The 21,023-nt window shown below is 70.2% G+C and carries 17 protein-coding genes and 1 pseudogene; 10 read left to right on the forward strand and 8 right to left on the reverse strand.

The window, feature by feature from the left end:
* Window positions 1-261 (reverse strand): annotated as a pseudogene (locus ABT288_RS22375) (DNA-directed RNA polymerase subunit alpha); the annotation flags it as partial.
* Between the two features lie 402 nt (window positions 262-663).
* On the opposite strand from ABT288_RS22375, the gene ABT288_RS22380 reads away from it, so the two are divergent.
* A complete protein-coding gene (locus ABT288_RS22380) occupies window positions 664-1,032 on the forward strand; it encodes a hypothetical protein (RefSeq protein WP_351610607.1) in 369 nt (122 codons plus the stop codon).
* A 68-nt stretch (window positions 1,033-1,100) separates the two neighbouring features.
* On the opposite strand, the gene ABT288_RS22385 is transcribed toward ABT288_RS22380, so the two are convergent.
* The gene (locus ABT288_RS22385; protein ID WP_351610480.1) at window positions 1,101-3,998 is read right to left on the reverse strand and encodes a trypsin-like serine protease; all 2,898 of its coding nucleotides are present in this window, start codon (window positions 3,996-3,998) and stop codon (window positions 1,101-1,103) included.
* Window positions 3,999-4,051: 53 nt separating this feature from the next.
* On the reverse strand, window positions 4,052-4,363 hold the full coding sequence (locus ABT288_RS22390) for a trypco2 family protein (RefSeq protein ID WP_351610483.1): 312 nt from the start codon (window positions 4,361-4,363) through the stop codon (window positions 4,052-4,054).
* 726 nt (window positions 4,364-5,089) lie between these two features.
* Here ABT288_RS22390 and ABT288_RS22395 point away from each other — a divergent pair.
* The 3 genes from ABT288_RS22395 to ABT288_RS22405 all read left to right on the forward strand — a co-directional run bounded on the left by ABT288_RS22395 (window position 5,090) and on the right by ABT288_RS22405 (window position 7,631).
* On the forward strand, window positions 5,090-6,199 hold the full coding sequence (locus tag ABT288_RS22395) for a type III polyketide synthase (RefSeq protein WP_351610485.1): 1,110 nt from the start codon (window positions 5,090-5,092) through the stop codon (window positions 6,197-6,199).
* Window positions 6,200-6,335: 136 nt separating this feature from the next.
* Window positions 6,336-6,845, forward strand: a complete 510-nt coding sequence (locus ABT288_RS22400; RefSeq protein WP_351610610.1) for a cupin domain-containing protein — start codon at window positions 6,336-6,338, stop codon at window positions 6,843-6,845.
* Window positions 6,846-6,863: 18 nt separating this feature from the next.
* Entirely contained in the window at window positions 6,864-7,631 is a 768-nt protein-coding gene (locus ABT288_RS22405) for an NAD(P)H-dependent oxidoreductase (protein WP_351610488.1), read from the forward strand.
* A gap of 217 nt (window positions 7,632-7,848) precedes the next feature.
* Here ABT288_RS22405 and ABT288_RS22410 read toward each other — a convergent pair whose 3' ends face one another.
* The 3 genes from ABT288_RS22410 to ABT288_RS22420 form a co-directional block, all read right to left on the reverse strand.
* Complete coding sequence (locus ABT288_RS22410; protein ID WP_351610491.1) at window positions 7,849-8,241, reverse strand: winged helix-turn-helix transcriptional regulator; 393 nt, start codon at window positions 8,239-8,241, stop codon at window positions 7,849-7,851.
* Between the two features lie 203 nt (window positions 8,242-8,444).
* A complete protein-coding gene (locus ABT288_RS22415; RefSeq protein ID WP_351610494.1) occupies window positions 8,445-9,311 on the reverse strand; it encodes a phosphatidate cytidylyltransferase in 867 nt (288 codons plus the stop codon).
* Window positions 9,308-10,876 (reverse strand): MFS transporter, encoded by a 1,569-nt coding sequence (locus ABT288_RS22420; protein WP_351610497.1) that lies wholly within the window; start codon window positions 10,874-10,876, stop codon window positions 9,308-9,310. The genes ABT288_RS22415 and ABT288_RS22420 overlap by 4 nt, the downstream gene beginning before the upstream one ends.
* 81 nt (window positions 10,877-10,957) lie before the next feature.
* On the opposite strand from ABT288_RS22420, the gene ABT288_RS22425 reads away from it, so the two are divergent.
* Window positions 10,958-11,920: a LysR family transcriptional regulator gene (locus tag ABT288_RS22425; protein WP_351610612.1), complete on the forward strand. Its 963-nt coding sequence runs from the start codon at window positions 10,958-10,960 to the stop codon at window positions 11,918-11,920.
* A gap of 94 nt (window positions 11,921-12,014) precedes the next feature.
* On the opposite strand, the gene ABT288_RS22430 is transcribed toward ABT288_RS22425, so the two are convergent.
* Both ABT288_RS22430 and ABT288_RS22435 read right to left on the reverse strand, forming a co-directional pair.
* Window positions 12,015-13,622, reverse strand: coding sequence for an FAD-dependent oxidoreductase (locus ABT288_RS22430; RefSeq protein WP_351610499.1), 1,608 nt, complete (start codon window positions 13,620-13,622; stop codon window positions 12,015-12,017).
* Window positions 13,623-13,902: 280 nt separating this feature from the next.
* The gene (locus ABT288_RS22435; RefSeq protein ID WP_351610502.1) at window positions 13,903-15,447 is read right to left on the reverse strand and encodes a hypothetical protein; all 1,545 of its coding nucleotides are present in this window, start codon (window positions 15,445-15,447) and stop codon (window positions 13,903-13,905) included.
* Window positions 15,448-16,400: 953 nt separating this feature from the next.
* Between ABT288_RS22435 and ABT288_RS22440 the strand changes: the two genes are divergently transcribed.
* The 5 genes from ABT288_RS22440 (at window position 16,401) to ABT288_RS22465 (ending at window position 20,974) form a co-directional block, all read left to right on the forward strand.
* On the forward strand, window positions 16,401-16,880 hold the full coding sequence (locus tag ABT288_RS22440; RefSeq protein ID WP_351610505.1) for a helix-turn-helix domain-containing protein: 480 nt from the start codon (window positions 16,401-16,403) through the stop codon (window positions 16,878-16,880).
* Between the two features lie 204 nt (window positions 16,881-17,084).
* Window positions 17,085-17,585: a hypothetical protein gene (locus ABT288_RS22445; protein ID WP_351610508.1), complete on the forward strand. Its 501-nt coding sequence runs from the start codon at window positions 17,085-17,087 to the stop codon at window positions 17,583-17,585.
* Between the two features lie 5 nt (window positions 17,586-17,590).
* Complete coding sequence (locus tag ABT288_RS22450; protein ID WP_351610511.1) at window positions 17,591-18,895, forward strand: MAB_1171c family putative transporter; 1,305 nt, start codon at window positions 17,591-17,593, stop codon at window positions 18,893-18,895.
* Complete coding sequence (locus ABT288_RS22455) at window positions 18,892-19,776, forward strand: class I SAM-dependent methyltransferase (RefSeq protein ID WP_351610513.1); 885 nt, start codon at window positions 18,892-18,894, stop codon at window positions 19,774-19,776. The genes ABT288_RS22450 and ABT288_RS22455 overlap by 4 nt, the downstream gene beginning before the upstream one ends.
* A gap of 520 nt (window positions 19,777-20,296) precedes the next feature.
* The gene (locus ABT288_RS22465; protein ID WP_351610516.1) at window positions 20,297-20,974 is read left to right on the forward strand and encodes a GOLPH3/VPS74 family protein; all 678 of its coding nucleotides are present in this window, start codon (window positions 20,297-20,299) and stop codon (window positions 20,972-20,974) included.
* Window positions 20,975-21,023 lie beyond the last annotated feature (49 nt).

Raw genomic sequence — 21,023 nt, forward strand, 5'->3', positions numbered from 1 at the left:
CGAGGAGACGACCAGCTGCTTGATGTTGAGGATCAGGTCGGTGACGTCCTCCTTGACGCCCGGCACGGTGGTGAACTCGTGCAGGACACCGTCGACCCGGATCGACGTGACGGCGGCACCCGGGATCGAGGAAAGGAGCGTACGGCGCAGGGAGTTGCCGAGGGTGTAGCCGAAGCCCGGCTCCAGCGGCTCGATCACGAACCTGGAACGGAACTCGTCGACGACCTCTTCGGTCAACGAAGGACGCTGAGCAATCAGCACGAGGTATTGCCTCCAGTGTTTGGCGCCCGCTATCTGACGCCGTGGTCCCCGAAGAGTACGGGCGGTGCCGCCTCCTATGAAGCTGAACCGCCCAACGCCGCCCCTCGGTCCTCGGACGTGTCTGGGGCGCAGCCCGAGGCTGCGGCCCGCGGCCATCGCACGATCTTCAGGAGTCCACACAACCCCTGATGATCACGCGTTGGCCGTTCTCATACTCACCCGGGCCCAGCGCAAGATCGCGAGGGCCGACCGGATGGGGATGGCGCGCTCTCGCCCGAGGCGGCTGATCCACCTGTCAATCCCTTTGCGCGACCGAGCAGGTCGCCCCTGGCGTGCAAGCGCATAGGAACCGTGCGCCAGGGCAGCGCGCCACACGAATGAGGAGCAACCGCCGTGGGAACCATGGTCTCGGTCAGGGGCTGGCTGCAGTGTGACGACGGACAGCTGGCCCAGATCAAGGAGATCGTGGAAGCAGACGATCCGGAGCGCACCTACAGCGGGGGCTGGGCCTTCCCCGCTCGGCAGTACAACGACGTCAGGTGGGCCTTCTACGGGGGCGATATCCGCGCGGTGTCCCTCGACTGGTTCGAGGAGAGGTTGCGTCAGATCGCCCTCATCCCGGCTTCCTACCAGGATGACGAGTACGACGAGAGGCCCCGGGGGCTGTTTCTGGTCAGCCACGACGTCGACGGCATGAGCGAGTGGAGGGTCCACAACGGCGGCCTAGTGATAGGCCTCCCGGATGGGGATTACCACTACCTCGACGCCTAGCTAGATCACGAAGTCGCACTGGAGTACTAAGCCGGCAACGTGCCGCGGTAATGTCACGCAAGCAGAGGTCAACGCCGGAGCCACTCAAGTAGTTCGTCGTGGCGTACCTGGTAGACGGTGCCGGCCGACCTCAGCAGTCCTCGTTCATGGCACCAGCGGAGGAATGCGGCCAGGCGCAACGGCAGCTTCCCGCGGGTGGCCGAGATCAGGCCGAGGTACTGGCGACTGGTGACCGCGACAAAGCCAGGCCCGGCAGCCACACCGCAGGCCAGAGCCGTGATGACGGCGAGCGGCCAGGAAACTCGCAACCACTCGACGCTCAGCGTCCCGTAGAGCGTGAGGGCCACGACGACGGCACCGGACACCACCCCTGCCATCGCGTCATTGCGCAGTGGGGACAGCGGCGTGGGTACTCCGGGCGGATCCGGGTCCGGGTCTCCGCCGTTGTTGCGCCGAGCGGCTCGCAGCCCTGCGGGTACCCCCACCGCCAGCCCGATTGCTCCGGCTCCGCATCCCGCGGTGAGACCGATAAAATCGCCGAGTCGGCCGGCGAGGAACCCGGCCGCCACTGTCACCGCCAGGGCAGATGGGGTGCTGACCGCCACCAGATGGCGGCGGTCGATGTCCGCCCGCACCGACAGCGCAAGGCCGAAGCCGAAGACGGCTGCGAACCCGGCGCCGACTGCCAGCGCGAAGCCCGGACCGAACAGGTGCGTCAGCGGCAGCATGAGGACGCCGCCCAGTGTGGCACCCAGGGCGATCCGGCTCCAGCCGAGTCTGCTGCGTAGCCGCTGGAACAGGATTCGGCGGGGCTGGACGTATCGTGCACGTGCGTTCCAGACCGACAGCAGCGGCGCAGGGGACAGCAGTGCGAGCAGTACTGCGCCAGGCAGTGGCAGGGCGTGGTTGTGGTGGAGGCAGGCCGCTAAAGAGAGCAGGGCGGGCAGCCAGCAGGCGACGGTGATCGCTGCGGCGGCATAGCGGGCGCTGCGCGGCCCGGCGACCGGCCACAGCGTATGGATGGCCAGGTCTCGGGATGGTACGACGGCACCGCTGCCGTCGGTCGGTGCCGCGTGGCCGCCGCGCAGGCTTGCGGTGAGCAGCCGCAGCCACTGAGTCACGGCTTGCGCCTGGTACGGCCGACGCCGGTCGGCCGGATCCGGCTCGCACAAGGACGGGATGAGTTCCTCCAGCAAGGCCGCATGCAGTTCTTCCTGCTCTCGGCCGCCCGAGGCTGGTACCCCGATGAAGGAGCGGAGTTTCGCGGCTCCGGCTTCCGTCTGCGATGCCAGTGACGCCAGCGTGAGCATCCACGGTGAGGACAGCACCGCGCTCGTGGCCGTCCCCGTTGCGAAGAGATCGTCCTTCAACTCGGCGAGCCGGGCCCTGTTCCTGGACCGCTCGTCCAGGAACCGCCGACCGTCGACGGGCTGGACCTCCTCGATCCGCACCGTCGCACAGTCCAGCAGACGCTGATCGGTGCGGCAGATCTCGGTGTACTCATCCGAACGGCAGGTCAGCGCCAATGACCCAGCGAACCGGTTGAGCTGGGCCAGCGCGGCGACGGCCCTGGGCCGTCCGCCGTCCGTAGGGTCCATCTCGTCGAGGCCGTCCAGGACCGGCATGATGCGCCCGGACGCCAACAAGTCCCGCGCCCTGGTCTCGGAACCGCCCAGGTACTCCTGACCCAAGCGAGCGCTGAACCAGTCGGCGAACGTCGCGCTGGTGTCCCACTCCGACAGGCCGACCGGCACCGGCACCGGACCGTCGTAGTGCTTGCGGGCGAGCACCCGATGGACGAGTTCATAGGCCAGGAGCGTCTTGCCCGAGCCGGGACCGCCCGTGATGACCAGGCGCTTCGGCCGGAGCCCGTCCAGGTAACGGGCGATGCCGTTGAAGTCCCCGCGAGGCCAGGCCCTGTCCGCGTCCCTGCCGCCCTGCGGCACGGTGACGAACGTGACGTTGATGGCCTTGCTGTCGTTGCCCAGCAGTTGCCAACGGCGTCGCTCCACCTCCCCCCGGACGGCCTCGCGCAGCCTTCGGACTGCAGCTTCCCGGTCGGCCCCTGCCGACCGTGGGCCACGGAGCCAATCGATGCCCCACCCGGCCAGAACGCCGGAGAGTGTCGATCCGATCGGCCAAGTGACGCCCGACGCGGGCGGGGACAGCGCCAAGAGCGCCAGGATCGTCATCGTCCCTCCTGCGGCGGGCACCAGCAGCTTCTTCAGGCAGCGTCGTGAGGAGGGCGGCGGTATGGCAATCGGCGCGTAGTCCGGCTCGTCGTCGGGATCCGGAGACGCCTCGCCGATGTCCTCGGTGACGAAGTGGACACCGTGGTCACGCAAGGTCTGCTCGAATCCCGACAGTTCGGCGAGGCCGCTGACGGGTACGGCCTCCAGCACACCTGGCGCGAAGCTCTTCTCCGTCGTCACGACCGCGATCAGGTGCGGTCCGCACAGCAGCCCGGTCCCCGAGCTGCCGTGCCATCCCGAGCGGCTCGGCACGATGCCCACGTCGACATGCACCGTGGTCATCCGCGACTTCATGCCGTGCAACGGGTCCACATGGCCACGTATCGGCATGGTGTCCCGTGCGTGGTCGGGACGTGTGACCGCGTCGGGAAAGCCCAGTCCGAGGCAGGGCACGCGGTTCTTGCCCACGATCCGCCCGAATCGCACCGGCGGAGTCACCGGCGGTTGCCAGTCCGGCCCGGTGATCCGCAGCAGCGCACCGTCCGCGTCCGGCAACACCTCCGAAGCTGCTGCTTCCGGAAGCCACACCAGTTCGGCATCCGTCCAGTCCGTGCGGCCTTCCGGATCCAGCTGCCGGACCTCCACGCTGCCGCGCATCCGGACCCCGTCCACGACGTGGTGCGCAGTGAGCACCACGTCGTCACCGATCAGGTACCCGCTGCCCGACTTCCCGAGGACCGGATTCCAGATCTCCATGACCCGTGCCTGGTCCATCCCCCGTCCTGTTCCTCACCCGACCTGCTGTTCTCCACGCGGATCGTTCGCGGCTATTTCGGACGCTGCGGAGAGTCGGCGGAGATCCTCAGATCGTTGTCGTCGCCGTCGACCGGCTGCAGGGTGAGCTTGACGCGGTGGGTCCGGCCCACGCTTGCCGCACCATGGGCCTCAACCGTCCAGGGAAGAACGAAGACCTTGGCCTTGGCCCCGCCATCCTTCTTGACCTCCACGGTGAACTCGAGCTCCACCGGCCCGGTCCTGAATTTCAGGGGCTCCTCCCTGCCCGCTTCCATGGCGCTCTGCAACTCGGCACGAATCGCGCTGATGGTCTCCCCCAGCTCCGCCCATGGTTCCTGCGGCACGTCGGTACCCCCTGATGACTGACCCTGACGCCCGGACGACGCAAAGCGAGCGTGGCCGAACGTGCGCCGGCCCGATTCGGTTCGAACCTATCCGGTCCCGATCTCCCCGGGGGCCGGGACCAGCAAACACCTGCCGGATCGGTACGCGGTCGCCGTCGTAACGGCCGCGAAAACAGCGGATATCGCTGACCTGGGACGATGCCGCCCGGAGAGCCTGTTGTCTGGGGAGCACGCCGTGAGTGCTACGGCTCAGCCCCGTCGGCGGGCGGCCGGGTCGCTCTCGGCGACGTGCGCGGCGACCGCGTCGACGCCGGGGGGAGCACGGTCACCGGCGTCGGATACATGAGCAAATGCACGCCCAGGCCTCCCGACAAACGCCCGCGTGAAACACCTCGGTTAAGACAAGGGACACCGCGTGTTGTTGCTGGAGAAGATGAAGGGCGGCGGGCGGAAGAAGAAGCCGATCCCGCCGGTGGCGAGGGACGCGCTGCAGGATCGGCTTTCTGCGGCGGGCTTTTCGATTGCGGCCGGGCCGGATCCTATTGGCCGGGCCGGGGCCAGGCCAGTAGGACCCTTTGCGGCAATCATTTCCCTGTGTGGCAGGAATGCCTCTCGACGGCAAAAGATCCCTCTTGCAGGGGTAATCGAGGTCGAATAGGTTTCTGAGTGCTGTTCGGACTCCATGAATTTGGGTGCCCGAGGGAGCGGAAACGACTGGGAGGGATTATGGCGACACTGTGCAAGCCGGCGGTGGCGGTTCCGGAGAATGTGGTCACCATGGAGCAGACGCTCGACATGGCGAAGCGGGTGCACGCGAAAAGCCCGAGCCTGAATCTGGCGTTGCGGCTCATCAAGAATACGGGTGTGGCGAAGCGTCATATCATTCAGCCGCTCGAGGAGACGCTCGCACATCCCGGATTTGAGATACGCAACAAAATATACGAGCGTGAGGCGAAGCGGCGGGTTCCGCCCGTGGTGGAGGAGGCCCTGGCCAACGCCGGTCTGGCGGCGCAGGACGTCGATGCCATCATCTATGTGTCCTGCACGGGCTTCATGATGCCGTCGTTGACTGCATGGCTGATCAACACCCTGGGCTTCCGGCCCTCGACGCGGCAGATTCCCATCGCGCAGCTCGGGTGCGCGGCCGGCGGGGCGGCCATCAACCGGGCTCATGACTTCTGTGCGGCGCATCCCGAGAGCAATGTGCTCATCGTGTCCTGCGAATTCTGCTCGCTGTGCTACCAGCCGACCGACGCGGATGTCGGCTCGCTGCTTTCGGACGGGCTGTTCGGGGATGCGGTGGCGGCCGCGGTGGTGCGGGGCAGCGGCGGCAGCGGGGTGCGGCTGGAGCGCAATGCGTCGTATCTCATTCCTCACACGGAGGACTGGATTTCCTATGACGTCAAGGACAGCGGATTCCATTTCCGGCTGGACAAGCGTGTGCCCGGCACGATGAAGCCGCTGGCTCCGGTGGTGCGGGAGATCGCCGAAAGCCACTCGTGGGACGTGGGGGCGCTGGACTTCTACATCATTCACGCCGGTGGTCCGCGGATTCTCGACGATCTGTCGAAGTATCTGGGAGTTGCGCCGGGCGAGTTCCGGTACAGCCGGGCGACGCTGACGGAGTACGGGAACATCGCCAGCGCGGTGGTGCTGGACGGTCTGCGGCGGCTGTTCGAAGACGGGCCGCTGCGGCAGGGCGCGCAGGGGGTGATCGCCGGGTTCGGGCCGGGAATCACGGCGGAGCTGGCGGTGGGGTCGTGGGTGCACGACCGTGCCGGCGCCGGGTTCCCGGTGAGGATTCCGGCCGGTATCGAGAACCCGCTGGCCGGCTGAGCCGGCTGGTTTCGCCGGGGGTGGCGCCCTTGTCGTGCGGGGTGGGGATGGCCGTCGTCCCTCGGTTTTGTTCCGTGTTCTTCACGTGCGTTTCCGCACACGTGCGTATGTATCGACAGGAGGACCGCTCGTGTCCCTGAGCGGATTGATCGTGCCGCCCGGCCAGGGCAAGAGGCTGGTGGCGAAGGCGCAGGACGTCACCTTCAAAGTGACGGGGGAACACTCCGCCTACGCGTCCACGTTCGAGGTCGTCGTGCCGCCGGGCTTCAACACCGGTGCCCACTACCACACGGACGGCGAGGAGCTGTTCTACGTGTTGGAGGGAGAGCTGGACATGCTGGCCTTCGAACCGCGGGAGCGGACGGAGAACTGGCTGGACTGGGAGTCGCCCACGGGTGAGCGGGCGGTGTCCGCCGGGCCGGGGAGTCTGATGTTCGTGCCGCCCGGGTGTCCGCATGCCTTCGCCAACCGCACCGACCGGCCGGCCCGGATGCTCTTCCAGTCGTCACCGCCCGATGATCACGAGGAGTACTTCGACGGACTGCTGGAGATCTTCGCCTCTGAGGACCGGGTTGACCCGCAGGCCGTGGCGCGTCTGCGGGCACGGCATGACGTGCATCAGCTCACGCCGTTGTCGTACGGCTGAGGGGCCGAGGGGAAAGCCATGCACCGGATCCTCGCGCTCTCCGGATCGCTGCGCCGGCATTCGTTCAACACCCGTCTGCTGCGGGCGGCCGCGGCGCTGGCGCCTTCGGACATGACCTTCGAGTTCTTCGAAGGTCTCGCGGATGTGCCCTTGTACAGCGAGGACATCGACACCGATCCGGCGTTGCCGGCCGTGGCTCGGCTGCGTGCTGCGGTGGCGGGTGCGGACGGGCTTGTCATCGCCACACCGGAGTACAACCACACGGTTCCCGGCGTGCTGAAGAACGCCGTCGACTGGCTCTCGCGGCCCCACGGCCGCGGAGCCCTCGCCGGCAAGGGCATCGTCGTATGGGTCGTCACGCTGGGGCGGATGAACGGCCTGCGCTGTCTCGGTGATGCCCGTGCTCTGCTGAACGGGCTGGGCAACCTCGTGGTGCCCGAGCCGGAAGTGGTCGTCGCCTCCGCACCCAGTGCCCTGACAACGGGCCCGGACGGCACGGTGTCGCTGGCCGACGAGGTGACCGCCGATCTGGTCCGGGCGCAACTGCGGGTGCTCGCGGAGGTGCTGGACGCCGGCGCGCCGCAGGCCCTGTGGTCGGCGGTGCAGCGTCAGCGGGGGCACATCGAGCGGGCGCGGTTCCTGCCGTATGTGCGGCAGGGGCTGCGGGACGGGGCGGCACCGGAGGTGCTGGCCGAACGGCTGCACAGCGCGGGGCATGCGCCGGAGACGGTGCGGGTGTGGATGGCCGAGGCCCAGGCGGAGGCGGCCGCCGGGCGGGCTGGGTGAGGGCAGGTCGCCGGGCCGGGCGGCGACGGGTGGCCGGGCGCCCCGGGTGAGGGCAGGTCGGCCCCGACGCCAGGTGGGTGGCGGGTGACAGCCGAGGCCACGTGATCGCAGGCCGCCGCCCGCGCTGGGCGGTGCGCGGTGTGCCGAGTGCGGTGAGAAGGGCCTCGGGCCGGCGCTCACCGCACTCGGTACGTGCTCGTTCCCACGCCAGGCCGGCTCACACCATGCAGGTCTGCGGGTGGTCGATGCCGAGGTGGTCCTCGGCGGTGGCGCGCTGGTGCGCAGTGGGCCGGCCGGGGTGGGCGTCGGTGTCCTGGTGCCACCAGTCGGCGAACTGGGCGACGACGTCGAGCAGTTCGCGGCCGGCGGTGGTCAGGCCGTACCAGACGCGGATGGGTGGGCGCCGGGTCTCCACCCGGCGGGAGACGAGGCGCGCGTCCTCCAGGCGGCGCAGCACCCGGGTGAGCTGCTTGCGGTCCATTCCGGTCAGCCGTGCTGTTTCCGAATATCCCCGGGGACCGCTCTGCAGGGATGCCAGCACATAGAGGTCCCATTTCTTGGAGACCAGTCCGATGGCTGAATGCGCCGCTTGCAGATCAGTGACGTTCATGAGTTGCTGCCTCCTGTTGACTGTGAAGCAACGGGATCCCCGTGGGCGGCTTTTCGGTCATTGACGTCGCGCGTGTCTCGGCCCCCGCTGACGATCTTTCACTACTCGCACGTAACATGCAACGCTTTTAGTGGTGCAATAAAATTCTCCAATCCCTTGACCGGCGTACGTGTTGTCCCGGGAATTTCCACAAAGGAACTGTGTCACTGCGGTGCGCCGAGCATGAGCCAGGCGACGACGAAGGCGGGCAGGAGGGAGTCGAGGCGGTCCAGCAGTCCGCCGTGTCCCGGTAGCAGGGCGCTCATGTCCTTGATGCCCAGGTCGCGTTTGACGGCGGACTCCACGAGGTCTCCGCCGATCGCCGCCAGGGCGATGAGCAGGCCGGACAGCGCGCCCACCGGCCATGGTGCGTGGGCCGGCAGGCCGAAGGTGAGGGCTCCGGCGGTGGTCGCGGCCAGCAGTGAGCCGGCGCAGCCCTCCCAGCTCTTGCCGGGGCTGATGGCGGGGGCCATGCGGTGCCGTCCGAGCAGCGCTCCGGTCGCGTAGCCCGCGGTGTCGGAGGCTGTGACACAGGCCAGCACACCCACCACCAGGAGGACGCCGTGCCGCTGCTGTTCGAGCAGTACGGCGCAGCAGGCGGGCAGGCAGATGTAGCCGAGGAGCAGGAGGACGGCGGCGGTGTCGCGCACATAGCCGGCGGGGCCGCGGGTCACGCGCCAGGCCATGCAGAGCAGGACCGCGGCCGCCAGTCCGCGCAGCAGCCCTGCCTCACCGTCGTGCCAGGTCAGCCAGAGGGTGGTCTGGCTGCCGAGGTGGACGGGGGTGAGGGCGGGGTGCAGGCCGGAGCGGCGCAGGGCGCGGCCGAGTTCGACGATCGCCAGCATCAGGGCGATGCCGGTCAGGAGGGCGAAGGCCAGCGGGGTGGTGGCCAGGGCGGTGCCGACCGCTGCCGCCATGAGCAGGCCGACCGTCACGGCCTGGACCAGGTTGCGCCCGCCGCGTCCGGGTGCGGAGCGGCGCTCGCCCGGGTGCGGGGTCACCGCTGGTGCGGGCTGCCGGGTGGTGATCACGATGCGGCCTGCCGGGTGCCGGTCGCGGTGCGCTGTGCGCGGCCCTGCCAGAGCAGGACCGCCAGGGCGGTGACGGCGACGAGGGCGGCGATGACGCGGTAGCCCTGGGCCATCGCGTCGGTGAACGCGTGTACGGCGGCCGTGTGCTGGGCGGTGCCCAGGTGGTCGGCGGCGGTCATCGCGTCCGAGGCCGAGTGCGCGCTGCCGGCGACGGCCGGCGGCAGGTGGGCGAGGAAGTGGCTGGTGACGACGGTGGCGACGACGGCGATGCCGACGGCGCTGCCGATCTCGCGGGCGGTGCTGTTGAGCGCGGATCCGAGGCCGCTCTGGCTCTTGGGCAGGGCGGCGACGATGCCGCTGGACAGGGGCGGGGTGGCCAGGCCCATACCGGTGGCCATCACGAGCAGGTCGATCGCGTAGCTCCAGTACGGTGTCGCGGAGGTCGCCAGGGACAGCAGGACGAGCCCGGCGACGATCAGTGTCATGCCGGCGGCCACGACCCGGCGTGTGCCCCAGCGGGCGGCAAGCCGGGCGGCCCTGGGCGAGACGAGTTTCATGCACAGGCCCTGCGGCAGGATGGCCAGGCCCGTCTCGACGGCGCTGAATCCCTTGGCGTAGTGCAGGTACTGGGCGTTGAGGAAGAACAGGCTGAACATGCCGAGGAAGGCGCCCGCCACTCCGAGGGTGCCCGAGCCGACCGCGGGTGTCCTCAGCAGCCTCAGGTCGACCAGGGGGTGGTCGCTGCGCAGGGAGTGCGCGGCGAAGAGCGTGCCGATGACGGCGGCGGCGGCGAACGCCGCCAGGACCGGGCCGGAGGTCCATCCCAGCTCGCGGCCCTCGATCAGCCCGAACAGCAGGGCGGTCAGGGTCGCCACCAGCAGGAGGGTGCCGGGGACGTCGGCGCGGACGCGGTGGGGTTCGCTGTCGGGGGCCCATCGGGCGGCCAGCACGGCGAGCAGCGCGGCGGCCGGGACGAAGAGGGCGAAGAAGGCGGGCCAGGAGAAGAACTGCAGGGCGGTGCCGGCGAGGAGGTTGCCGAGCATGCCGCCCAGCCCGGTCGCGCCGGACCAGGCGCCGACCGCCTTGCCGCGCTCGGGGGGCGGTGTCACCGCGAGGGAGAGGGCGAGGGTGGCCGGCATCACCAGCGCCGCGCCCAGGCCCGCTACGGCCCGGCTGATGAGCAGGGCCGTGACGTTCGGGGAGAGGGCGCAGCCCAGGCAGCCCAGGCCGAAGACGGCGAGTCCGCCGAGCAGCACCGGCTTGCGGCCCAGCCGGTCGCCGAGCGCCCCGGCCGGGATGAGGAGCCCGGCGAAGACGAGCAGGTAGACGTCCACGATCCATACCAGCTGGGTTGCCGAGGGGTGCAGTCCGCTCCCGGACAGCTGGGGGATGGCCAGGTTGACGCCGGAGACCATGGCTTGGACGGCGATGACGGTGGCGTTCATCAGGCGCGGGACCGTGCGCCGTGCCACCCGGCCGGGAGCGGTGCCCGTTCCCCGGCCCGCTTGCCGCCTCGCCTCACGGCCCTGGTCGGCCTGTGGCCTCGCTGCGCTCTCTGCAGTCATGTCCTTCCCTTCTCCTACGGTGCGTCAACGACCGTAGGAACGCGGGAAGATAACTTCAAATGCATGATCGTGATGCATAAGATGCGTGCCGTGCATACGAAGTTGGACCTGAATCTGCTCGTCGCGCTCGACGCTCTGCTGGAGGAGTGCTCGGTCACCGCGGCCGCCGACCGCCTGGCCGTCTCCGAGCCGGCGATGAGCCGCACGCTGGGACGGATACGCAAGGTCGTGGAAGACCCCGTCCTGGTCCGCGCCGGACACACCATGCAGCCGACTCCCAGAGCCGTGGCGATGCGCGCCGAGGTGCGGGCGCTGGTGCGGCGCGCCCACGCCGTGCTCGCCCCGGCCGGTGAGACGGACCTGGCCGCCCTCACCCGCACCTTCACGATCTGCGCCAACGACGCGATGGTCACCTCCGTCGGCGACCACCTGCTCACCTGCGTCGAACAGCAGGCCCCGGGCGTGACGCTGCGCTTCCTCGCGGAGCCGCCCGGCGACCACACCGGGCTGCGGGACGGCAGCATCGACCTGCAGATGGGGGTTCTGGGCCCGCTCGCGCCCGAGGTCCGTACCGAGCTGCTCACCACGGACCACACCGTGATGGTCATGCGCCCCGACCATCCGCTGGCCGAGGGGGAACTCACCGCCGAGCGGGTGGCCGGCGCCCGGCACATCGTCACCTCACGCCGCGGCCGGCTGAACGGGCCGCTGGACGACGCCCTGGCCGCGCTGGGCCTTGGCCGCCGGGCCGCCGTGGTCGCCCCGACGTTCGCCGCCACGCTGCTGATGCTGGCCAACCGGCACGACATGATCGGCCTCTTCCCCTGGCGCCAGTACCGCATCAACGTGCGCACCCTCGGCCTGGTCACCCGGGAACTGCCCGTCCCCCTGCCTCCGCTGCACCTGTCCCTCGCCTGGCATCCGCGCGACGACTGCGACCCGGCCCACCAGTGGCTGCGCTCCCGCATCCGCAGCTCCGTCAGGGCGGTGCTGGAACCGGACGCCCTGCCCGCCGCACCACCGCCCCAGGCGGCCGTGCAGTGACCGGAGCCGGGGCGAGGTGCCCGGTGCACGGCCTGCCCGCATGCCACGGGGGGAGGCGGGTCCGCCTCCCCCCTGTGGACCGCACGACGGGCCGTCAGGCCGTGCCGCCGAACCAGCGGCGCAGGGCCTGCGACAGGGACGGCCGCCCCTGTGCGGCATCGCCGGCGACACCGACCCAGGCGATGCACCCGTCCGGCCGGAGCAGCACCATCTCCAGCGCCTCGAGATCGGCGTACGACGCGGCCTCCGATCCCCCCGCGTCCACACCTCTGGTGTCCGGGACCACGCTGACCGGGTCGACCTGCGCGGACCAGCCGAGGGGCGGGCGCCCGTTCAGGCTGAGCAGCAGACCGCGGCCGCCGCGCATCAGCTCGGCCACGTCCGTCTCCAGCCCCTCCCCGTCCGGCCCGGCCTCCCGCATCCTCAGCTTCCAGTTCGGGCTCAGCGTGCCCACCAGCGGGTGCGGGTCGCCCAGGTCGTAGCGCTCGTCCAGGCCCGTGAGCATGTTCCAGAGGTGCTCGTTGACGTCGTCGTGGCGCATGAGGGCGGCGAACAACGCCCGCAGCTCGCTGGTGTGCTCGTCGGGTCGCATCAGCGCGGTCTGCGCCCGGGTGCTGTGCATCAGCCGCTGCCCGGCCGGCCGTCGCTCCGCGGCGTAGGAGTCCAGCAGGCCTTGCGGGGCCCGGCCCGCCACGGCCGCGGCCAGCTTCCAGCCCAGGTTGACCGCGTCCAGCAGACCGACGTTGAGCCCCTGCGCGCCGAACGGCGGATGCACGTGCGCGGCGTCGCCGGCCAGGAAGATGCGGCCCCGGCGGTACTCCCTGGCCTGGCGGGCGTTGTCGGTGAAGCGGGCCGGGGCCTTCACGGACAGCACCTCGACGTCCACGCCGCTGGTGCGGCGCATGCTGTCCTGTATCTCCGCCAGCGTCACCGGTGCGTCCTTGTCGGCGGGGGGGCCGTCGAACTCGACCGTGAAAACCCGCTTCACACCGAGCCCGTAGGCCAGCATTCCTCCGGGACTGCGGTGCCATCCCAGCCGCAGGGCGCCCGGCTCGGCCAGTTCCACCACCGCCTGGCGGCCCGTCAGAGTGGGTCCGGTGCCGTCGAACTCGATTCCCAGCAGTTTGCGTACGGTGCTGTGTCCGCCGTCGCAGCCCGCCAGGTAGGAGGCGCGCACCACCTTCTCCCCGGTGGGGGTCGACAGCCGCGCGGTCACGCCCTCCGCGTCCTGGTCCAGGCCGATCAGCTCGTGCTCGCGGCGGACTTCCACGCCCAGCCGGTGGGCGTGGTCGGCCAGCATCAGCTCCAGCGCGTACTGGTTGACCGCCATCCGCCGACGCTGGGATCCCTTGACCCGGTCCGGCTCCAGGTATTCCAGGCCGGCGAAGTGGTTGGTGGGCCCCAGCCGGACGGCCGAGGGGGGAAGCTGCGCGGGGTCGTCGACACCGGCCGCGGCTGCCGCCATCGCGGCCGCCTGCCGGAATCGCTCCTGCTCCACCGCGGTCAGCCGCTCGCCCAGGCCCCGCCGCTGAAGTGCCTCGACCGCGAGGGGCCCCAGCACCCCGGCCTTGATCGTGGTGTCCGCCTCGGCCCTGCGCTCTATCAGGAGCACGGACGCGCCTGCCGTACACAGTTCGGAGGCCAGCAGCAGCCCTACCGGACCGCCGCCCACCACCACAACGTCGTAATTGGAACTGATCACCGCGCCACCCTCCCGACGCTCGCCCGGATCGCTCACCCGGGGTGCGTTAATGCGGACCCGTACCGGTCGTCATGCCGTCACCGAAAAAATGCGGGCTCCCCACGGGGGTAAGGGGAGCCCGGGTGCTGTCAGTCACCGAGAAATACGGTAGGACGAAATGAGCGGGACAACCAATAACGGGAGAGCATGCGGTGGATGCGCCGAACGCATTCAACGGGAATTCCCCGGCCGGTAATTCGGACCGGTGAGCACACGCCGGTACCGCACCGGGGAAAGCACATCATTGCGTTCCCGGAAGAGGCGTGCCACCGGCGGACCGTGCGAACCCGGTGAGTTCCTCGCGGCAGGGCTTGCACAGTCCGTCGGCGAGCGCCGGCCCGAGCCGCAGGATCCGGCAGCCGCACGCCCCGCAGTTCCCGCGGGGCGCGTCTGTCGCGGCCGGCTCGTGCCGCGTGCGGGCGCCGGTCGCCGGCCGCGGGGAGGTGCGCCGGTCCACGGCGATCTCCGTGCACACCTCGCACCGTCGCCCGGTCGTCCACAACAGCCCGGACTCGCAGTCGGCCAGACCGCAGCCCCAGCGGGGCAGCGCCACGCCCAGCAGCCAGCGGCCGGGATCCCTGATCTCGGTCGGCGAGGTGCGGGCGAAGCGCAGCCGCAGGCGGGCACGCAGGCGGTCGGGGTCCGTGCCGGCGCGCAACTGACGGCCCACCTCACGGGCGATCCGCCGTACCACGAACACACTGCCGATCTGTGCCAGCAGCCGGTGCACCGGCTCCAGCGCCGCGTAGATCTGCGGACTCAGGGTGAGCTGCGGCCCTTTGTACGGCGGTGCGCTGCAGGGCGGCCGGTCGTACGGCGGCGAGCCCTTCGCCCTTTGGTCGCTGCGCGTGACATCTGCCCTCGGTGCGGTGGCCGGGCCGCGTCGAGCGGTGGCCGGCTCGCCTACGGATGTCTCGCCTACGGATGTCTCGCCTACGGGTGTCTCGCCTACGGGTGTCTCGCCTATGGGTGTCTCGCCTATGGGTGTCTCGCCTACGGCGGGTGAGGGCCTGCGGCCCGTGTTCTCCGGTCGGTCAGTCCTAGGTGATTCCTCATCCGCGAGCGATCCGTCACCGCCTGCCGTACCCGATCCCTCACCGGACCGGGCGGACGTCGTCGCCGACGCGTCGGCCGCGAGAGCCGCCGCGGGGCCTCGATCCGTACGGTCCTGATCCGCATGGCCTTGCTCGGTACGTATGTGAGCGTCGGCAGGCTGCTCCGTGGGCACGGCGGCGGGTGCGAGGTGCTCGACGAGGAAGCGGTGTCGGCCCTGCGCCCCGGCGCGCCGCTGCACGCAGACCCACTGGGCCGCCTCCAGGGCGTCGACCACGGTCGCGGCGGCCGCGGCCGTGAGGGGCTGCCCGGCACGCCGGCCCCGGTGGTGGCGCAGGAACCCGGCGAGGTCGCTCAGGCCGAGCGGGATGCGCTGTGCCTGGGCGAAGGCGAGGATGGCGTAGGCGCGCAGTTGACGGGGGGTGAGGTTCTCGCACGCCACCACCGGCAGCCACACGAAGCGCTCCTCGGCCCGCAGCGGACGCACCCGCCGTCGTGCCGTCGTACCGCGGCCGCCCGGAAGGGAGCGCCGGGTGTTCTCCGGAAGCTCCACCACGCCGTCGGGCGCGGGCCTGCGCAGATGGGCGATGCCCCGTTCCACCGAGGCCTTGGACAGACCGAGATAGCGGGCGAGGGTCGCCGCTGCCGCGGTGCAGCCCTCCGGCCGCAGCGCCAGCGCCTTGATCTTCACGTAGACGCTGAGCGAGACATCGGGGTAGTGAGCCGAGGCCACCAGGCGCCACGGCACTTTGACGCGCTGACGGACACGTGAGGTGCGGGTGGCGGGGCCCGTCGTCACGGCCACCGCGACGACGCGCGCACGACGGGGGCGTGACCGGATGTCACCGAGCCCTTGCCGCGCCGGGCCCGTAACCGTCGGGCATGCGGGGGCGGCACGCGGAGTTCACCCGGTGGATTCGAATCGCGTTCGGGGTGACACGAGGCAGCGTGGTGCTGCATGATGACCAACGTCCTTCGTGTGGCTGCACTGGGACAGGCGAAGCCTTCAGGCTTCGGGGTTCTGGCAGGAACCCGACTACACCGCTGGCCGGCTCCGGTGGCACCCGGAGGGGACAGCGCTGCCGCGGGGCCCTGGCAGGCCTCGCGGTGAAGGGACCCCGGCCGTGGATGACTGGCATCATCAAGCGTCCGGGCGTCCTGTGCTTCGGCCCTCTCGCGGGCCCTCCCAGGGTCAACGCATCGTGGCCTCCGGGGAGTTGGGCGCGTCCGGGCGCCGCGTGGTGAGGAGCGCCGGAACGCGGGGTTCGCGGTGGCACCCGTACCCCGCGGAGCGTTCCGCGTCTTCCGTGTCTTCCGCGGCCTCCGTGTCTTCCGCGGTTTCCGCGGTTTCCGCGGCTCCATCGGTGACGGGCTCGGTGCCGGACTCCGTGCCGGACTCCGTGCCGGACTCCGTGCCGGACGAGGCGCCGCTCGCCTCGCGCGAGTGACACAGCGGAAGGTGGCGGCGGCCGGCGGCCGGAGTCCTCCGGCCCGCGTCACACCGAGGTGAGAGAACGTGAAGGCTGGTCAGGGGCCTGCTACACACACTGTTCTGGTGCCTCGTCAGCATGTGTTCATCACCCTCTCGTGAGCCCCCGCTCCACACACGAGGACCATAGGCCCCCTCCAGGCCTGGTTGCAACATGTTGCGCCTTTAGAGCAGCATGGTGCACCAAGGAGGTGGCGATGGAGCAGCAGCAGGCAACCGGAACGTCCGCGCCGTGGACTCTGGACGACCACGTCCACGCGGCGAAGACCGACATCGCCGCGCGGCTTCGCCACATCCGCCGGCATCACCCCGAAGGACCGTTCAGCCTGGCCAGACTCGCCGAACTCGCCGGGGTGTCCAAACGCACCCTGGCGTCGGTGGAGTCCGCCGAGGGCGCCAACCTCACCATCGAGACCCTGGTGAAGGTCGCGCACAGCCTCGGCATCCAGCGCTGCGCGTACTTCCTCGACGAACAGGTCTTCCAGCAGGTCAACAAAGAGCTGGAACTGCTCGGGCAGTTGCGGGAAAGCAGGGCACACGGCCTTGCCCTGAGATCGTCGCATGCGGCGCCGGTCGCCACGACCACCGACCAGGTCTCGCAGCTCCTCGCCGGCATCATCGAGGCCGCGGCTCAGGCTCGCGACTCGCTGCGCGGCGTGCCGCCGACCAGCGACTAGGCCCAGGCCTTCGGTCTCCAACCCCCCACCAGCACAAGACACCGACAACGCACCCCGTGCCGGGCTCCGTCCGGGCGCGTGACGGCCGGCTCACGTCCGGCGGCCACGGCCGGGAACCACGGCACAGGGCCCCGGAGGTGTGGCGACCCGCCACCTACAGGACCTCAGCTGCCTCGGTGTCCGACCGAAAAGCAAGGCGACACCATGACCACACGGAAGGTTCGCAAACGGTGCCAGGCGCTCGTCGGCGCGCTCGACCTGCCCAGCCCCTTCTCCATCGACGCTCTCGTCGAGGAACTGTCGGCGCGGCGGGCCCGGCCGATCCGGATCCTCACCATGCCCATCAGCTCGGCCGTCAACGCCTGCGGGCTGTGGATCGCCACCGACACCAGCGACATCATTTTCGTCGAGGAGAAGACCACCAAGTTCCATCAGGAACACATCGTCCTGCACGAGATCGGGCACATCCTGTGCGATCACCGCATCAGTGACCAGGAGACCCTGGGCGCACTCAGTACGCTGCTGCCGAGCATCAGCCCGGTCATGATCGGCCGGCTCCTGGCCCGCACCAACTACACCACTGAACAGGAACAGGAAGCCGAGCTGGTCGCCAGCCTGATCCGTTCCACCTCTTGCATACGGGCCCCCTCGCCGTCGGCGGGTGTGCGCGGCGCACTCGAGGCCGCCCTCGGGATCCGCAGGTAGTGGCCATGGACATACGATGCGTGCACCAACTCGGCTGCACCGCAGAGCTGTTGGGGGCGATGGCGCTGTGGCTGGTGATCCTGCTGCGGCTGCCCTCGGCCCGCCACTCCCACCAGCAGAAGATGCTGCTGATCGCCGTGACCGGCCTCGCGGGGTCGATCACCGTCTATCTCGACCCCGTCTCCGCCGCACTGAACCACACCTTCGCCTTCGCCCAGAGCTGCGGCCTGTTCATGAACGCGTGGGGCGTGCTCAGTTCGGCCCTCATCCTCGACTTCGTCCTCGCGGCCATGTCGCGGCGCCGCCCCTGGCTGGTCTACGGCCCGATGATCGCGACGAACGCGGCCCTGGTCGCGCTCAACTACACGGCCGCCCCGCATGCCGGTTGTGTCACCGCCGAGGCCGTCCCCTGGTACAGCCCCTTCTGGTGGCTGCTCATCACCGCCCACCTCGTCGGCACGATCCCCTGCGCCGTGCTGTGCGTACGCTACGGCCGCAGCGCCCGCGACGACCGGCCGTTGCGCACCGGACTGCTCCTGCTCGCCGCCGGCTTCGCCTCGTCGTGCGTGTTCTGGTGCGTCGTCCTGGCCTTCCTCCTCGCCCGCCCCACCTGGCTGGGCGCGCTGTTCCCCGACAACATCGGCCTCACGGCCTGGCTGATGACCGCCGGGGTCGGTCTGCCGCTGGCGCTCACCTCGCATCGCACGGCCTGTGACGCAAAGGCCCTGTGGCGTTTGCACCCCTTGTGGCGCGACCTGGTCGAAGCCGTCCCGCACGTCGTTCTGGACCGACCGCGTACCCGGATCCGTTCACTGTTCGGCAGCCCGCAGACGATCCGTCTCCGGCTCTACCGCCAGGTGATCGAGATCCGCGACGCCCTGCTCCTCCTGCAGGACTATGTGACGCCGGAGACGGTGGAACGCGCCCGCCGCCATATCAAGGCCCAGAACCTGCCCGAGGAACAGGTCGAGCCGGCGTTCACCGCGTGCTGGCTGCGGGCCGCCCTCCGGGCCAGGGCCGGCGCGGGCACTCCCCGCCCGAACCCACTGGCCACCGCGAGTCCGCGGGACGACAACCTGCGCAGCGAAACCGACTTCCTGCTCGCCGTCCTGCGCTGCCGCGCACTGCCCGCCGTACGTTCCTTCCCGCTGCCGCCCACCGCGACCGGCCCCGGCGTTTCCGATCCCACCGCATCCGGTCCCGCCGGGCCGGCTCCCGGCGCATCCAGCCCCGTCACGCCGGACCGCACGGGCCGGCACGTGCCGACCGCCGCCCCGGCCACCCCTCCCACGAACAGGCGAAACCCGTGACACAACGCCAGGCCACCACCCCCTACAGCACCGGCATGCTCGGCAACGACGACCCGCGCGAACGCGACCGCCTGGAGTCCATACAGCGCAGCGTGGACACGTTCACCACACACATCATCGACGGCCTCCCCGTCCAGGCATCCTGGAACTGCCTGGAACTGGGCGCGGGCGCCGGCTCCATCGCCTACTGGCTCGCCGCCCGCTGCCCGGAGGGCCGCGTTGTCGCGGTCGACCTCGACACCCGCCACCTCGAGGCCGGCCGGGCCGCCAACCTGGAGATCCAGGAAGCCGACATCACACGGCACGACTACGCGCCCGGCACGTTCGACCTCATCCACGCCCGCTACCTGTTCTGCCACCTTCCCGACAGGGACCGGATGATCGCCCGGGCCGCCGGCTGGCTCTCCCCCGGCGGCTGGCTCGTCGTCGAAGAACCCTACGACCTGCCACCCACCGACTCCCCCTTCCCACTGGCCCAGCGCCTCCTCACCGCCTACCAGCAGACCTGCCGGCAGCACGGCGCCGACATGACCTGGGCCCGCGGCCTGCCCGCACTCCTCGCCCGCAACGCACTGACCGAGGTGAACTACACCGGAAACCTCGGCCGTATGGGGGGACTCGACAAGGACCGCTGGCGCCCGCTCATCGAGCGGGCCGCCCCCGCCCTCCTGGCCGGCGGCCTCGTCACCGAGGCGGACCTCGGCGAGTTCACCGAACTTCTGCAGGACCCGGCGTTCATCGACATCCCCCAGATGACCGTCTCCGCCTGGGGCCGCCGCCCACCGCACACCCCAGCAGGAGTCCACACGGGTTCGGATCCTGCCCTCTCCGCCCCTGCAGCCGACACTCACCCGGGCGACCGCCCGGTGAGCGCGGGCTGACGCCGAGGGCCGGGGTCAGCTGGTGCAGGTGTCGAGCTCGAGGACAGCGCCGTCTTCTCCTTGTCGGTGGTGGTCGGCTTCCAGACCGACTTGTGGGTGTGGTCCTTGGCGTACGTGCGTGCACCGGGGCTGGCCCACGGTCCGACTCGAGGAGTTCGCGGACTCCGACGCGATGAGCAGTTGGAGGGTCGTTCAGGTCGTTGCCGAAGGCCTTGCGCTGATCCGGACTCCAGGTGCCGGCACCGAAGCGCCAGGCCTCGGCGAGGGGGACCGTGTGGTCGATGGTGGCCTTGGCGACGTCGGTGACTGCGCCCCACATGGACGAACTTCTCGATTCCGCATTCGGTAGGCGCGCCAACTGCTGGATGTGCTGCGGCACTTCGGCAGGACCGATCGCGACTGGGGCGCCCAGGCCCGTCGTTCGCCGCCGAAATCACAGCTTGTAGCGGTGTGTCACAGAGCCTCAACAAGTGGATCCGAGCCGCCCTTTACGGCCGTCGTCACAGTGCAGGATGGGCCCATGGCCGGTCCGCTGACGCTGCCCGAGGAATTCGCACTGCTCTCCCTCGCCGAGACCGGAAAAGTGATCGACTCCGGACAGGCCGAGGTCGGCTGCGCGGTGGCTGAACTAGGCGAGCTCGCGCTGCGCGGCAAGCTGGCGGTCCGGACGCGCAAGTCCACCGTGTTCGGCCTTGACGCGTATCGCCCGTACCGGGCCGAGATCGAGCTGGTCAACGCCGACTCCACCGGCCTGGCCTGGGCCGATGAACTGCTGGCCGAACTGGCGCACGCGGGCGAGGTGGTGGTGCCCTACAAGTGGGTGCGGCGGCGGCGCATCGCGTTCCTGCAGCATCGCGGCGCGCTGGTCGGGCGCGGTCTGATCCGGCGCGTGCCGGGCAGGGGGCTGTTACGGCGGGAGCGGTACTACCCGGACCCGAACGTGCGGCATGGGCTGATCGAGGCGGTGCGCCTGGCCAAAGCCGGAGAACATCGGTTGGACGAGCACATGATGTTTCTTTCCGACATGGTGACCGCAAGCCAGCTGAACAGGGACCTCGGAGGTTCGTGGCCCAAACGGCACATACTGGACCGAGCTCGCGGGACCGGGGCAGTGGAGTCCGTGCCCGAGTCGCTGCGGGACACCAGCGCCGTGCTCGCCGCGCTTGTGCCCAAGCGGTCGCGGAACCAGGGCGGCTAGGGCGTTGACCGCGAAGACGCGCCGGGTGGGGGCATGCTGGGTGGCGGCG

The organism is Streptomyces sp. NPDC001093 (assembly GCF_040298985.1).
Lineage (GTDB): Bacteria > Actinomycetota > Actinomycetes > Streptomycetales > Streptomycetaceae > Streptomyces.